The sequence below is a fragment of the Burkholderia sp. b14 genome, from assembly GCF_900156195.1.
Classification (GTDB): domain Bacteria; phylum Pseudomonadota; class Gammaproteobacteria; order Burkholderiales; family Burkholderiaceae; genus Mycetohabitans.
Map to the genome: position 1 here is coordinate 129,459 of NZ_FTPJ01000002.1, position 13,833 is coordinate 143,291.

Genomic DNA, 13,833 nt, shown 5'->3' on the forward strand with positions numbered 1-13,833 from the left:
ACTGCCGTCGGCGCGTAGCTGGATCCTCAATATTGCACCAGTATCGTCGCGCGGGTTGGTTACGCGAATGGCTGCATCGTTGCCGATGGCCAGCGGGACGTTGTCGGCGCGCCTCACGGCGGTAAGCCGTCGTGGGGTGATGCCGTATGCCCCCAGCAAGCGTACGACGGTGCCGGCACGGGCTGATCACAGTTCCCAATTCGCTGCGGATCTGGCCGTGGGGGAGGATATCGTCGGTGTGGCCTTCGGCGAGGATGTCGTAAGCACTGTGCTGTTTGAGCATGTCGGATGAATGACTGCGTTATCGATCATTTTCAGCGGCGTGTCGGTCGCAACGATCGCCTACGGCATTCCGCACCGTTCGGACGCAAGCGTGACGCCTACAGCCCGGTGATTTCGTCAACCATGTGTTAACGACCGGCAATGATTGCCAGCGGTCGGCCTGCGACAGCGTGAAGCTAAATTGACGACCTGCCAGCCGAAACAGTGATGTGTCCAGCGGTCGGCCAATGGTATACCGCGGACAGATTTTCGCATTGCAGCATGCAGCGTCGCACTTTGCTGTGTCCGAACCTCGTGGCTTGATGAAATCCGGGTTACGCCAGCCACACAGGACATGCATCATGCAGCGGTTTTATAGCAAAAAGCAGGTATTGATCACCGGCGCCACCGGATTCATCGGATCCGTGCTGTTGCGCACCATATTGGACAAACTGCCTGACATCGGCCGCATTTACTGCTTATATAGAAAGCAGCCAGGGGGCAGCCATCCGAAGGTCGTGTGGATCAATGCGGACGTGACACGACCTGCATGGGGCTTAGACTGTGATACGGTGCAGAAATTGGCCCGCGACGTGCACGTCATCTTTCATTTGGCAGCATACACTCGTTGGGATGTCGGTTTATCCGCACAAGTTGCCGCCAATACGCTGCCCGTCCTGGAAGGCGCTGCCCTTGCATCGCAGTTCAGCAAGCTGCGCGCTTACGTCGTCACCTCTAGTTACTGGGCGGCGTTGCATCTGCGCACGCCGCGGATCGCGGAAACGGTGTTTCAAGACTATTCCGCCGAACAGGAACTTAGCGCCGTACTGGCCGGAGACGAGGCACGCCTGCATGAATGGCCGAACGCCTACTCATACGCGAAAAATCTCGCCGAGCGGCTGCTGCACGAGCGCTATCCCGGCTTGCCAATCTTACTGGCGCGCGTCACGTCAGCGTGCGGCGCATGGGAGTTCCCGGCACGCGGTTTTTGCCGCTTCGACAACGCGCTACCCGCGCTGTTAAAGGCGATCGCGCGAGGTATACGCGTCTTTCCTGACTCGGCAAGAACGGCCGTAAACGATTCGATTCCGGTTGACCTGTGCGCGAATCTGCTACTAGCCAATGCGGCAGCGCATCCAACCAATGGCTTTTCAGTGATTCACTGCGCGTCCGCCGCGCGTAACATGCCGCCGCTCGGTGACGTCATTTCAAGGGCCGGCGGGATAACATATGTGCGTGACCGTGCCGAACTCGATGCCGAGCTGGCCAAACTCGGTGACAAGCGGCTCACGGCACTCAATAGAACGCTGCTCGAGGCCTACCGCTTTGCATTCGACGATGCAACGGTATTCCTCGATCATCATGCCCGCCGTCCGCTCACATGGATGGACGATGAGACACGAACGCGGTTTCCGATGGATGTGGAAACCATCGAATGGCCAATGCTGATCGATGCGATGCTTGCGCAGCTGCCGCTTAACAGCACTTACCGAACTTCTCGCCGTACCGGCCTTGCTGGCGCTCTGTAGCCGCACCGACCATCCTGGCGCAATGCCTTACTCTCGTAGAACGCTCGTGCAGCGGGCGACTTAACTGACAACAGGCGCACATACACGGACCACGGCAGCGCGAAACGCGTGGCCAGTTGCGCGAACTGCGGAAGTAACATCCTCCCATGAGGCAACACGCCGGCCACGATGATTGTCGCTGTCCAGTTTGCCGAAAATTAGCAAATTTGCTATGATTGCTCCATGAATTGGGCTGTCACCTATTATAACGAACGCGTCAAACGCGACGTTTTCGCCATGCCAATAGGCATCCTCGCTGATTACCGGCGATTGCTCTCGCTTATGGAAGACCATGGCGCGGATTTACGACTGCCCCATTCGCGTGCGATGGGGGAAGGCTTGTTCGAATTACGCCCGAAGGGCCTGAAGGCATCGGGCGCGTGTTTTATTGCATGCAGGTGGGCCGGCGCATTGTCGTGCTGCATTCTTTTACGAAGAAGACACAGCGGACACCGGAGAGTGAATTGCGCATTGCCCGCAAACGTCTCAAGGAGATAGGCAATGGTTAAGAACCGATTGGGACAGGAACTCGATGAGCGGTACAACCCAGTGCCGCACACTGCGGAGGATGATGCGCGTTTGTTTGCAGATCCGACGTTCAAGGCAGCATACGACGCACTCGAAGAAGAGTACGCGGCACTGCACGCGCTGCTTGCCGCTCGACGGGAAGCTGGACTTACGCAGGCCCAAATCGCCGAGCGCATGGGCACCACGGCGTCCGCAGTGTCTCGACTCGAAGCCTCGCTCGCCAGCGAGAAGCATTCGCCATCGTTCGCAACGATGCGCAAATACGCCGCCGCGTGTGGCAAGAAGCTTGTGATCTCGTTTGCGTGAACAGGTAGGCGTCGAAAGACGTGAGCTTGGAATCGAGGAAGTAGCGGGTCTTCCATGGACTACGCGGAACGCTCGTCGTTGTGATTCCCGAGTGGTTCGTTCCTGGCTGCGCGATAGTGCGTTGCTGACGCGCCTGGCCGAGGACTTGACCGGCCGGTTTGGCCGCGGTTTCAGTCGAGCGAATTTGGTCAGCATGAGCGCGTTTTACCTGGCTTGGCCGCCGGAGCAAATTTGTCAGACACCGTCTGGCAAATCTGCTGACGCGGAAAAGGCCAAACATCGTTTGGCAAATCCCTGTCGGCAGCGTCTGGCACGGTGTCGCCCCCGCAGTTTGCGCAACTGGCCGCGCGTTTCGCGCTGCCGTGGCCCGCGTATGTGCGCCTATTGTCGGTTAAGTTGCCCGCTGCGCGAGCGTTCTACGAGAGTGAGGCATTGCGCCAAGGATGGTCGGTGCGGCAACTGGACCGGCAGATCGGCAGCCAGCTGTATGAGCGGCTTGCGCTGTCACGTAACAAGGTCGCGTTGCTCGACAAGACGGGGAAGTCACGCCCGGAGGATGCGCTGACGCCTGAGGAGGCGATCCGCGACCCGTTCGTGCTCGAGTTCCTCGATCTGAAGGACGAGTATTCCGAATCGGATCTCGAACAAGCGTTGATTCAGCATTTGGCGGATTTCCTGCTCGAGCCAGAAAGCGGATCGCCATGGACCGGTGAAGGGGTAGGCATCGCTAAGGTTGTCTCAGGGGGCGCGACGCGAAACCTGCGTTGCGGCGACGGCCGGACCGCGCATCCGTGCGCTGAGTAACAACGGCACTACCAGTAGATAGCTTGCCGCACCCAATGCCCACACCAGTCCCGGGAACCATGTCACGCTCCACGCATACACCGCGGTGACCGCAACGGGCCCGCCTACGCCGATCAGGCTGGACAGGCTGGCAAGGGCACCCTGCAATTCGCCTTGAGCCTCATCGCTGACCTGGCGCGCGATCATGGCTTGCAGCGCCGGCATCGTCATCCCGCCTGCCGCGAACAGCGGGAGCAGGGCGAATGGCACCCATGCGCTGGAGGCTACCGCCAGCAGCGCGAGTCCCGCCGCGTCGGCCGCCACGCCTAGAAGCAGTGAACGCCATTCTCCGATCCGTCCGACCAGTGGTCCAATTACGAATGCCTGTGACAACGCATGGCATGCGCCGTATCCTGCCAGCGACAACCCGGCTACGGCGGCTCCCCAGCCGAACTGGTCCTGGCCATACAGGATCCAGAGCGTGGCGGGCACCTGCGACGCGACCATGATCGTGGCATAGATACCGATCAGCGGCGGCAATTGTGTGCCAGCTCCAAGCCGACTCAGGCTTCCTCCCCAGTTTAGCTTCAAATTCATTTTCCACCCCGTCGTTGTGCCGCGGATGTGGCGTGATTCCGGCAAGACGAGCAATGCGAGCAGCAGGTTCAGGCCGTTCATTACGGCTGCCGCGACGAACGGCGCACGCAGGTGCATCGTACCCAGCAGGCCGCCGAGCAGCGGTCCGCCGATTAGGCCGACGCCCATCATCGCGCTCAGTTGGCCGAAGCGCTGTGCGCGACGCGGTTCTGGGGTAATGTCGGTGATGTAGGCAGTCGCGACGGCCGCTGTCGCGCCGGTGATGCCTGACAGGGCCCGGCCCACGTATAGCCACGGCAAACTGGGTGCCCACGCCATCACAACATAATCCGCCGCTGCGCCAGCCAATGAAAGCAACAATATCGGCCGACGACCAAAGCGGTCAGACAGCGCACCCAGTATCGGCGCAAAGACGAACTGCATCAGCGCATACAACGCGAGCAGTATGCCGTAATGGGTGCTGCTGTCCGTCTGTGTGCTGCCCAGCGAACGCAGCAATGCGGGCAGGATCGGCATGATCAAACCGATGCCGGCAGCGTCGAGCATCACGGTCGCTAGGATGACGAAAAGAGGTTTGGCCACTATGTCACTCTATCAGTGATAGAGTGACGATTATCGCAAAAATACTTTATTAGTGATAGAGATGCCAAAGAACGTCCTGTCTTCCACCGCGCGATTGACCCGCCAGGCTGTACTGCGTGCCGCGTTGTCCTTGCTTAACGACGTCGGCATCGACGCACTTTCGACGCGAAGGCTGGCCGAGCGGCTTGGCGTGCAATCGCCGACGCTGTATTGGCACTTTCGCAGCAAGGCTGAATTATTGGCGGCGATGGCGGAGACGATCATGCTGGAGCGCCATCGCGACTCGACACCCAAGCCCGGTCAACCGTGGCAGGCTTGGCTGCTTGACAATGCGCGCAGCTTCCGGTCTGCATTGCTCGCGTACCGCGACGGCGCACGGTTGCATGCTGGCAGCCAGCCACGCGGCGCCCATTTTGATGCGATCGAGGTCAAGATGCGGTTCCTGTGCGACGCAGGATTGTCGCCGGACATGGCGTTCATATTGATGTTCTCGCTGGGCCGCTTCATCGTAGGCTGGGTACTGGAAGAGCAGGCGGTAGCGCGATCCGACGCCTCGACGGCGCACGGCGATGCGGGCCCGGATCCTGTTGCCTACCCGCTCCTTGCGCGCGGCTGGGCGACATTGTCCGATGAGCATCCGGATCGACTGTTCGAGCGCAGCGTGCGGCTCTTCATGGCTGGCGCGCAGGCAGCGTTGCGTGATCGGGCGGACTGGCCGTCGGATACATCGGATCGGCGTTGATTGCGCCCACGGACAACCATCGAGCATCAATTGCCGAAATCCAGTGCCATGTCGTATGTGCTGCAAGCGGGCGATGCGTTATTGCTGCCGCAAGGTGGCGCACACGAACTGTTGTTTGGGCCGGACGTGACCAGTCGATCCATCACGGCGTTCAAGGCGGCCACGCTGTGCAAGACTGTTGTGTTGGTGGACGCGGTGCCGCGTTGTGCGATGCAGGTGGCGGCGCGAGCGCAAGGCCGTGATGACGCCGGCGACACGCCGGATGATGCGTTGATCTTCAGCGCCTGCATGGAGTTTGACCTTGGTGGCATGCAGCCGCTGGTCGCGTCGATGCCCAAAGTCATGCTCGTGGGCACATTGCTCGAGCGCTGTCCGGAGATTGGGCCGATGCTCGATGCGATGGAACGGGAGTCTTGCGGGGAGCGGGCAGGATTCGCGGGGATACTGTCCCGGCTGGCCGACGTCGTTGCGACCTTCATCATCCGGGGCTGGGTCGAATGCGGTTGTGGCGACGCGACGGGTTGGGTGCAGGCGTTGCGCGACCCGCGTTTGAGCCGGGCCACCCAGCCATGCGCCGAAGTTTTTTCGTCGGGAGCGTCTTGCATCAGCGAAGGCCCTTTACTATTATTAAGTGCAGTTGCGCGAGTGTGCCGCCCGGGCGTTGGCGTTGTCCTGCCTGGCGTTCGGTCAAGTGGCTTGGCTGATGATGTTAGTAGTGCGATGAGACGGCGTTTGAACGAATTCTCCGTTGCGATAGAAAAAGTACCGCGTTACAGGTATCCAATCACCATGGTACGACCAATCGATTTTTATTCCAATGGGGTTGATTCCCCAATCGATTCCGATATGGCGCGATGACCGTGCGGCACCCCTTTCCAGATGGATGTCTTTCATGCAGCTTTCTACAATTAAGGAAAAGACGGGTTCTGCAGTGTCATCTTTTACCCGCAACACATAAAGGACACCTTCATCTCCTGAAGAACAATAGTGGTTCGGACGCCGGTGGGAACGATGGTTGATCACCGTGAGGACATATTCTGCTCCGTCAATGATCTTTGAATGCATTGTGGGGAACGTGAAGCTCGACGCGGTTAACAATTTTTTGCGTAACATTACTGGTATCTGCAGTACCATTCGCTGACTGCCGTTGTCTTTTAGAACCGTTAGCTCATTGTTAATGTACTGGAGAACCCTACCGTCACGAAGGTCCACGTATTCCGACGAATTATATTGGTAAGCGTGGGTTGAGACGCTAAATCCGTAAAGAATCTGGACGAGAAATGCTTGGGCCGTTCTTTTCAAACTGTTTAGCATGCTTAATCCCAAGTATCGCTAAAAAGTGAATATGATAAAGAGTTCGATGTGCTTGCCGACCTTCATCAGGGAGATCGGTGGCCCGCTCGCAACACCAGCAGATGCTGTCCGTCGGCACGCCGTCTGTTTCAGCGCAAAAATGTTGTGGTCGAGATGAAAATGTAATTGACAAAAGGCATCTCGACCATTGAATATTTGGATGCCGATTGTTGAACAACAGAAAACTGTCCCTGCTCAAAAGAGCATGTTTCACGATGCAGGAACTATTGGCGCTCGATGCTGCCGCTAAGCATGAGGCTTTACTCGATCAGCAAGCTTCTTATGCATTACCGTCAGTGGCGTGAGTGAGAAAATTTAAACGTTGGAGGCGTTCATCGGGTGGTTGAAGAAGCTGTTGGCCGAAGCGATGCTCGCATGGAAGCGCTGAAGGTTATCGTTGAGGTAAAGCCCTGAGCCCACAAGCCAAACGCGGAGCAGTGGCAGCGATTCGGAGAAGATCAACATCTCGGAGCGCTGCGCCTGCCGGCTTGCCGGACTTTCTCGCAGCGTGTTGCTTGACAAAGCGAGTCCTGGCTACGAGAACGAAATGCTGATGGCGAGTCTGGTGGAATTGGCGCATGAACGTCGGCGGTTCGACTATCGGCGATTACACGCGTTGATGAAGCGCGACGGTATCCACGCGAACTACAAGCGTGTGGATCGTTTTTATCGTGAAGCGGGGCTGGCTGTGCGGTGCCGTTGCCGGCACCACGGTGTCATGATTGAACGCGAGCGACGGGCTTTGCCGAGCGAGCCGCGAGGCTGGGTCAATTGGTTTCGTGGTGGACGCATTGTCGAAGGAGCGGCGTCTGAAGTGTAACCATCGTCCACGATTTCCACAAGAATGCTGTCGATATCGTCGTGAACTCCGGCATCTCGGGCTTGTAAGTCTCTTGAGCGTTGACCGAGCAGCGCGTGTTCGGGGCGATTCCGAAGTGCTGCGAACGGAGCAGGGACCGGAATTGACGAGTCGGCGCTCGGCCAATGGGCCGTACGCCAATGACGTGACGTTGAAATTGATTGAGCCAGGCAAGCCGACGCAAAATGCCTACATCAAATTGCCTAACGGTAAGTTCCGCGTCGAATGTCTCAACGAGCACGGATCTACGACGCTGACCCATGCCTGCGCAATCACCGCGGCATGGCGTCAGGACTATAGCGAGGAATGGCCACGCAGCCCACTAAACTACCTCTCGCCCAGGAGAATTAGTGGTCCCTTGTGGCTCTTTTTGTATGATCTTTTAGCTAAAAGTTGACTAAATCACCTGCGACCATTGAATATATGACCGTGAGTGACAGGAAATAATTAGGCCAATGAAGAGAGCATGCCCAACCATCCAGGAGTTGCTTGCGTTTGATGCAGTCGCCAAGCATGAAAGTTTCACGCGTGCAGCTAACGTACTGTGCGTTACGGTCAGCGGCGTCAGTAAACAAATTGCCAGCCTAGAATCCTTCGTGGGGCGCCCTTTGCTTCAAAAAGCGGGACGCGGAGTCACACTGACCGCTGTAGGGCGGGAATATTGGAGAAAAATATCCCCAAGTCTGCGCGTGATTGAATCCGCAACCTTTGAAGCTAGACTAGACGAGTCTAGCGCGGGTGTGCTGACCCTAGCTAGCGTACCCACCTTTTTAACAAAGTGGCTTATTCCGCGGTTACCCAGCTTCCGCAAGCTTCACCCTGGCGTCACCTTCAGTTTTGGTCAGCATCTCAGGCTGAATGACTCGCAGCCAGCTGATATTGATGCGGCTATCCGTTTTGGCCCAGGTAATTGGTCATCTGTCATCTCCGATTACATTGCAGGCAAAGAGTTTATCTGTATCTACGCTGCCAAACTGGAGCAACAATTAGGTTACCCCATTAAACAGAGTGACGTATTAAAGCAGACTTTACTACACCATGAGGAAGCGCCTTTTGTCTGGCGGAAATGGGCAGCGCAGTGGAACATAGACGAAACAAGTACTCTTTCAGGCCCGCGTTTCACACAATATTCCGCCATAATCCAGGCAGTTGTAAACGGTCTAGGGGTAGGCCTCGTGCCGCAGATTCTTGTAGAAGAAGAACTTGCGCAAGGCATCGTGATGCAATTAGGGCCAGCTATAGAGTTTGATCTAGGGCATTACCTGTGTTTCAACCCAAACCGAATGAATCGACCGATATTTTCCGCGTTCCACTCTTGGATGCTTACGCTCAACAAAGCAGAACAGTTATGTAACAAGGTTCCGGCGGCATAATCCAATAGAGTCGGCGTTGCCGCCAGTCAACGAAAATGCAAAGATCGAGGCTATTATTGAGGGCCCGCATCGGACTCACGAACTAGATATTCGATTACCCATTCGAGAAGCTGATCGGTATTTTCAGCTGCCCGAGCACCGGGTAGCCTAAATTCTTCGTATAACGTAAAAACGGCCTTGCTCCACTTTACGCCCAATGCCATCTCAGAAAGTGTTCCCATTCCACCTCCAATGGCAACCACGCATACGCTACCGCGCACGACCAGCACATTGCGTATTTCACCAATCCCTGTAGGAAGCGCCAATGTAACGTATTTGTTAGCGCTACACCGGTCTTCTTCTGGGAGAATGCCAATGGCTATTCCTCCCATGTCATATGCGCCATGGCATGCAGCTTCCATTACACCGCCCCGTCCTCCGCAAATGATAGGCACGCCGGCACTTGCCAAGACGCTTGCCACTTTGTATGCCGCTGAGCGGCATGCCTCATCACAAATACTTGGTCCAATTATTCCTACCGGTTGAGGATTGCGATGTGGCCCCGCTTGAATTTCGATTAACCGGCGAAGTTGCTTGTTAACTTTTTTGGGTAGCAGCGTATTCACGCCGGCTTGTGAAAACATTACCCACTCCCAAGACAAAAACACAAAGACTCAATAGTATTAGCGAAACGGCTGATGCTGCAGCCAAATCGGCGTTACTATCATTGATTTTGGAAAACAAGAACAACGGAAGAATATTGAGTTGCGTTCCCACTAAAGCAAGTGCGGTACCATAAGTGCCCATGGCTAAAGCCGCAGCTAGGCAAGCGTTCGCAATGATCGATGGTGCAACTTCAGGTATGACCGTATCGAAAAATGCGCGTGTACGCGAGGCGCCGAGTGTACGAGCTGCTAGCCACGGGCGTTCATCCAAGTTGGCGAAGACCGGATAAAGTGATAATGCCACGCGGGGAATCAAATAATACGCGTAAGCTAAAGCAAGCCCGACAGCTGAGTAAAGCCATCGCCCGCCCTGAGCAGGGTCGCCACCAAGCATCACTATAAGCTGTGTCACGAAGCCCGCCCTACCGTAAGCTAAAATAAAACCATAAGCAATAACCAGACCTGAAAAAGCAAGTGGGATCCCTAGTAACATCATTAGCCAGTGGCGGCGGGATTCCGGCTGCCTCGTCAGTTCGATAGCAATCGCAGTACCTACGATAGCCGAGAGGCAGCCGGAGAACAGGCCGAGCATCACCGTATTCCTAAATGCGCTTAGGAATAAATGATCGGCAATCACTTGACCGAATGCTTCGCCACCGCTCCTAACGGTCTCGGGGACGAGAGCAAGGAGCGGCAGAACGAAAAACAAGCCGAGAAAGGCCCAGGCTGGAAGTAGGCCAAATCGCTTCATGAATTAATTTTTCAAAACGGCCTTCGCCCATAAACGATCGACTTCGCTCTTGCGAGCAGATGCCTTAATCACATCAAGAGGCCGTGTTTGTGGTGCGTCTGGCATCTTTTGCTGAATATCGGGAGGCAGTGAAATACTCTTCACCGAGGGTCGGACAAAGCCCTTGGCAAACAGTTGCTGTCCGATTTCGCTCATGATGAAGTTAAGCCACAATTTTCCCGCATTCGGGTGCGGCCCATTCTTCACGAGGCTAATGCCATAAGGTGCCGCAACACTAGCTTCTTTAGGAATCACGACATCAACAACATCGGTCATGCCTTTTTCTGCGTATTTAGCTTTAAGTCCATCATTTTCGTAACCGATCCAGATCGGTATTTCGCCCTTCATGAACTTCGAATAAGGCGTTGTTCCTTCAGTTCGAATGACATTGCCCGCAGCATGCAGTTTCCCCAAATAATCGATGCCGGGCTTAACGTCGTCTACGGAACCTCCATTGGCGTAGGCCGTAGCGAAGACGACAACCTGTCCCACACCCGCGGAGCGCGGATCGAGGTAGACGATGCTATTCTTGTACTCTGGCTTGAGCAAATCAGCCCAAGAAGTGGGCGTATTGCGCACAAGTTTTTTGTTCACAATGAATGCCACGTTCAGCGTATGGATGGTAAACCACTTGCCCTCTGGATCTCGAAACACCTCGGGCAGCGTATCGAAGTGGATCGGCTTAAAAGGTGCCACCACACCCTGTTTTACAGCATCCACCGCGGATGCTGCAAAATAATAAGCTGTGTCTGCTTGAGGCCGACGCCGGCTTTTATTCAGCGCAGTCACAGTCGCAGCAGAACCCAAATCATTATAGTGCAGTTTGATTCCCGGATAGCGCTTGTTGAACGCATCGAATAGTGCCTTCCAATTGGCCCATGTTGGCCCCGTATCCCACGAAACGACCTCGCTTTCTTTTTTGGCAGCCTCGTAAAGCGCAAGCTCACCAGGATAAAGCTGCACTTTTTCCCAAACGATATCAGAAGTAGAAGCAACAGTGGAAGCAGTAGTTCCAAACCCTGCAAATGACACTAGCGCTGCCGATTGAACAAAGCGTCTGCGTTTCATAAGACCTCCTGTGAAGGGTCGTCGTCAAGTAGTTGAACACACTGCGGTGGAATAGAAATGCCGCTTACCGGCACCTCGATTGCTTCGCCTACGATCGGTTTGGAAGCGCCGTTTACTTGAAAGTCGTACCGAACCACTGAGCCCAAGTAGCGCTGGTTAACTGTACAACCTACCAAATAGTTCAGTGTTCCTTCTGGAGGATCCTTTACCACATGCTCGGGACGGATCAGAATAAGTACCTTCTCTCCCAAACGTCGCCCATCAGTATTGGCAGCGATTTGAGCAAATCCTAAATCCACCTGATTATGTGCTGAAATTTTTGCGGGGAGTAATGTCGATAATCCCACAAACTCGGCTACCGCTCGGCTATTTGGATAACAGTAAATATTTTTTGGCGAGCCAAATTGTAGGAGCTTACCGTCTTTGAGCACGGCGACATAATCGGATAGCGTCAACGCCTCTTCTTGATCATGTGTGACCAATATAGTTGTTGCGTTAAATTTCTTCTGAATTGACCGGATCTGATCGCGCAAATATCCTCGAATACCTACATCGAGTGCAGCCAATGGCTCATCGAGCAATAACGCTTTGGGATCGATTGCCAAAGCTCGAGCCAGCGCGACTCGCTGCTGTTGTCCGCCTGATAGATTGTAAACTGGCCTGGTGGCAAAGTTTTCTAAACCCACTGTTTCTAATAATTCGGCTGCTTTAGCTAGTCGGTTTTTCAGCGGGATCTTTTTTAAAGCGAGTCCGTATGCTACATTCTCGATTACATTGAGATGCGGGAAAAGCGCATAATTTTGGAATACCATTCCGATATTGCGCTTATGCACAGGTTTTCCTGCTAAATTTTCGCCGTCTAGGGTGATCGACCCTGATGCTTCGCTAATTAGGCCAGAAATAACCTTCAGAAGCGTTGACTTACCAGAACCGCTTGCTCCAATCACGGCTACCATTTCACCGGTCTCGACCTCAAACGAAATATCAGTTAACCCATGTCCGGTCCCTGGGTATTGATAACTCACTCTATCCAGAACCAGGCTCATGATTTTTTGATAGCGGTAGAAGAAACAAATGCCGCTGTACTGGCTAACACAAGAAGAATAACGGTGGCCGCACAAGCAAACCCAGTTGTACCATAAAAAGCTTGCCACAAGACAACCGGATAAGTGCGATTCTGAAAGCTGGCAAGTAAATTGGATAAACCAAATTCACCCACCGAAATAGCAGCAACCATCATAAGACCGCTTAACAGGCTTTTTCGTAGATTAGGTATGGCAATCCCAAAAAACTGCTGTAGTTCCGTAGCTCCCAACGTCGCGGCTGCGCGTTCTAGCGTCGCCAAATCGGAATGCCGAAGGTCGGATAACAAAGTATTAGTAAGGTAGGGCAGCGTATGAACAGCGTGTACTACGATCAGCAATGGCAAGGTTCCGAGCCAAGGGAAAACATCTGTGTTAAACACAATGATATAGCCAAAACCCAACGTGATGGTCGGTACGACTATGGGCATCATACTCACAATTTTAGCTGCGGCGCTCCCACCCCGTCCGGCTTTATGGTATAAGGAGTAAGCAAGTGGGAGGGCTAAAATCGTATTGATCGCGCACGCGCTCAGCGCCACCACGAGGCTCGTCGTAAACGCACTACGAAAAGAAGAATCCAACCAAATATCAGCGTACCATTTAACTGTTATCCCGCTAGGAAGTAGCGAGTTCATCCATAGCTCACCCACACTACCAATGCTCAACAGCAGGATGGGCAGTAATAGGTAAATTGCGTAGACAGCAGCAATGCCTCGAATCACTATTCTCTCCACTTCAAGCAATTACCCAATACGCTTTGCTACTATGCAATCCTGGTAATGCTGATAAAAGCGAGCCGCCGCTTCCGCTCCATATAGGAAACAGCACATCCTGAATTGGTTTAAGTTGAGGCCGTCACAGTAACATCGTTGATCATTTGCGACCGACAGTTTGCCTCAAACTTTGGCGGAGCGATAGGTTGTGTCAATTAGCCTAAATTACATTGAAATCCGCCATATTCGAAATTAAGTTTTTGATTTTAATGTAAAATTTTCCTTTGAGTCGAACGGAGAGACGGCGCCAAAGACTCATCATGTAATCACCTTGCCGTTGAACATCCGCCATTGTGCGAAGTCGTTAAACTGCTCGCTCTGGTAGGCTGATGCGTGAGTCCTGCGATGTGGATAAGTGGCTTCAATTGTTTGGATAATGTTATGAGATTTTTAAGTGGAACATTGGGTTAGTCACATCGTCGATTAATTGTAGGCAGCATCGCGAAGTATGCCTTGTCCGGCGTCTGCTCGGCCAGATTGGAGCGGGACCGTTTCCCGTTGTACAGGCTGAATTACTTGAC

At 54.3% G+C, this 13,833-nt stretch carries 12 protein-coding genes and 4 pseudogenes; 9 read left to right on the forward strand and 7 right to left on the reverse strand.

Annotation, left to right across the window (positions count from 1 at the left end):
* The first annotated feature begins 67 nt into the window (after nt 1-67).
* Both B0B13_RS01730 and B0B13_RS01735 read left to right on the forward strand, forming a co-directional pair.
* Entirely contained in the window at nt 68-292 is a 225-nt protein-coding gene (locus B0B13_RS01730; RefSeq protein WP_076794051.1) for a hypothetical protein, read from the forward strand.
* Nucleotides 293-623: 331 nt separating this feature from the next.
* Nucleotides 624-1,790 (forward strand): SDR family oxidoreductase, encoded by a 1,167-nt coding sequence (locus B0B13_RS01735; RefSeq protein ID WP_170872328.1) that lies wholly within the window; start codon nt 624-626, stop codon nt 1,788-1,790.
* Here B0B13_RS01735 and B0B13_RS19910 read toward each other — a convergent pair.
* Nucleotides 1,791-1,912: pseudogene (locus B0B13_RS19910) on the reverse strand (PDDEXK nuclease domain-containing protein); the annotation flags it as partial.
* 100 nt (nt 1,913-2,012) lie between these two features.
* Here B0B13_RS19910 and B0B13_RS01740 point away from each other — a divergent pair.
* The 3 genes and pseudogenes from B0B13_RS01740 to B0B13_RS19685 form a co-directional block, all read left to right on the forward strand.
* Nucleotides 2,013-2,338, forward strand: a pseudogene (locus B0B13_RS01740) (type II toxin-antitoxin system RelE/ParE family toxin).
* Nucleotides 2,331-2,663: a helix-turn-helix domain-containing protein gene (locus B0B13_RS01745; RefSeq protein WP_076794054.1), complete on the forward strand. Its 333-nt coding sequence runs from the start codon at nt 2,331-2,333 to the stop codon at nt 2,661-2,663. The pseudogene B0B13_RS01740 and the gene B0B13_RS01745 overlap by 8 nt, the downstream one beginning before the upstream one ends.
* Nucleotides 2,664-2,781: 118 nt before the next feature.
* Nucleotides 2,782-3,347 (forward strand): annotated as a pseudogene (locus tag B0B13_RS19685) (PDDEXK nuclease domain-containing protein); the annotation flags it as partial.
* A gap of 54 nt (nt 3,348-3,401) precedes the next feature.
* On the opposite strand, the gene tet reads toward B0B13_RS19685, so the two are convergent.
* Nucleotides 3,402-4,625, reverse strand: coding sequence for a Tet(A)/Tet(B)/Tet(C) family tetracycline efflux MFS transporter (gene tet, locus B0B13_RS01760; protein WP_139337272.1), 1,224 nt, complete (start codon nt 4,623-4,625; stop codon nt 3,402-3,404).
* 61 nt (nt 4,626-4,686) lie between these two features.
* Between tet and B0B13_RS01765 the strand changes: the two genes are divergently transcribed.
* From B0B13_RS01765 to B0B13_RS01785, 4 genes and pseudogenes are all read left to right on the forward strand, one after another.
* Nucleotides 4,687-5,367: a TetR/AcrR family transcriptional regulator C-terminal domain-containing protein gene (locus B0B13_RS01765; RefSeq protein WP_076788529.1), complete on the forward strand. Its 681-nt coding sequence runs from the start codon at nt 4,687-4,689 to the stop codon at nt 5,365-5,367.
* Between the two features lie 48 nt (nt 5,368-5,415).
* A complete protein-coding gene (locus tag B0B13_RS01770; protein ID WP_076794058.1) occupies nt 5,416-6,225 on the forward strand; it encodes a cupin domain-containing protein in 810 nt (269 codons plus the stop codon).
* An 838-nt stretch (nt 6,226-7,063) separates the two neighbouring features.
* Nucleotides 7,064-7,919, forward strand: a pseudogene (locus B0B13_RS18855) (integrase core domain-containing protein); the annotation flags it as partial.
* Between the two features lie 115 nt (nt 7,920-8,034).
* Nucleotides 8,035-8,952 carry a LysR substrate-binding domain-containing protein gene (locus B0B13_RS01785; protein WP_076794061.1) on the forward strand — a complete coding sequence of 306 codons (918 nt, stop codon included), beginning with the start codon at nt 8,035-8,037 and terminating at the stop codon, nt 8,950-8,952.
* Between the two features lie 53 nt (nt 8,953-9,005).
* Here B0B13_RS01785 and B0B13_RS01790 read toward each other — a convergent pair whose 3' ends face one another.
* From B0B13_RS01790 to B0B13_RS01810, 5 genes are read right to left on the reverse strand one after another with little or no spacing between them, the layout of a single operon-like run.
* Nucleotides 9,006-9,575, reverse strand: coding sequence for a TIGR00725 family protein (locus tag B0B13_RS01790; protein ID WP_076794063.1), 570 nt, complete (start codon nt 9,573-9,575; stop codon nt 9,006-9,008).
* Nucleotides 9,529-10,347, reverse strand: coding sequence for an ABC transporter permease (locus B0B13_RS01795; RefSeq protein ID WP_076788540.1), 819 nt, complete (start codon nt 10,345-10,347; stop codon nt 9,529-9,531). Before B0B13_RS01795 ends, B0B13_RS01790 begins: the two co-directional genes overlap by 47 nt.
* Before the next feature lie 3 nt (nt 10,348-10,350).
* Nucleotides 10,351-11,454: an ABC transporter substrate-binding protein gene (locus B0B13_RS01800; protein WP_076788542.1), complete on the reverse strand. Its 1,104-nt coding sequence runs from the start codon at nt 11,452-11,454 to the stop codon at nt 10,351-10,353.
* Nucleotides 11,451-12,500, reverse strand: a complete 1,050-nt coding sequence (locus tag B0B13_RS01805) for an ABC transporter ATP-binding protein (protein ID WP_076788543.1) — start codon at nt 12,498-12,500, stop codon at nt 11,451-11,453. The genes B0B13_RS01800 and B0B13_RS01805 overlap by 4 nt, the downstream gene beginning before the upstream one ends.
* Complete coding sequence (locus B0B13_RS01810; RefSeq protein WP_076788723.1) at nt 12,497-13,261, reverse strand: ABC transporter permease; 765 nt, start codon at nt 13,259-13,261, stop codon at nt 12,497-12,499. The genes B0B13_RS01805 and B0B13_RS01810 overlap by 4 nt, the downstream gene beginning before the upstream one ends.
* Nucleotides 13,262-13,833: the final 572 nt, after the last annotated feature.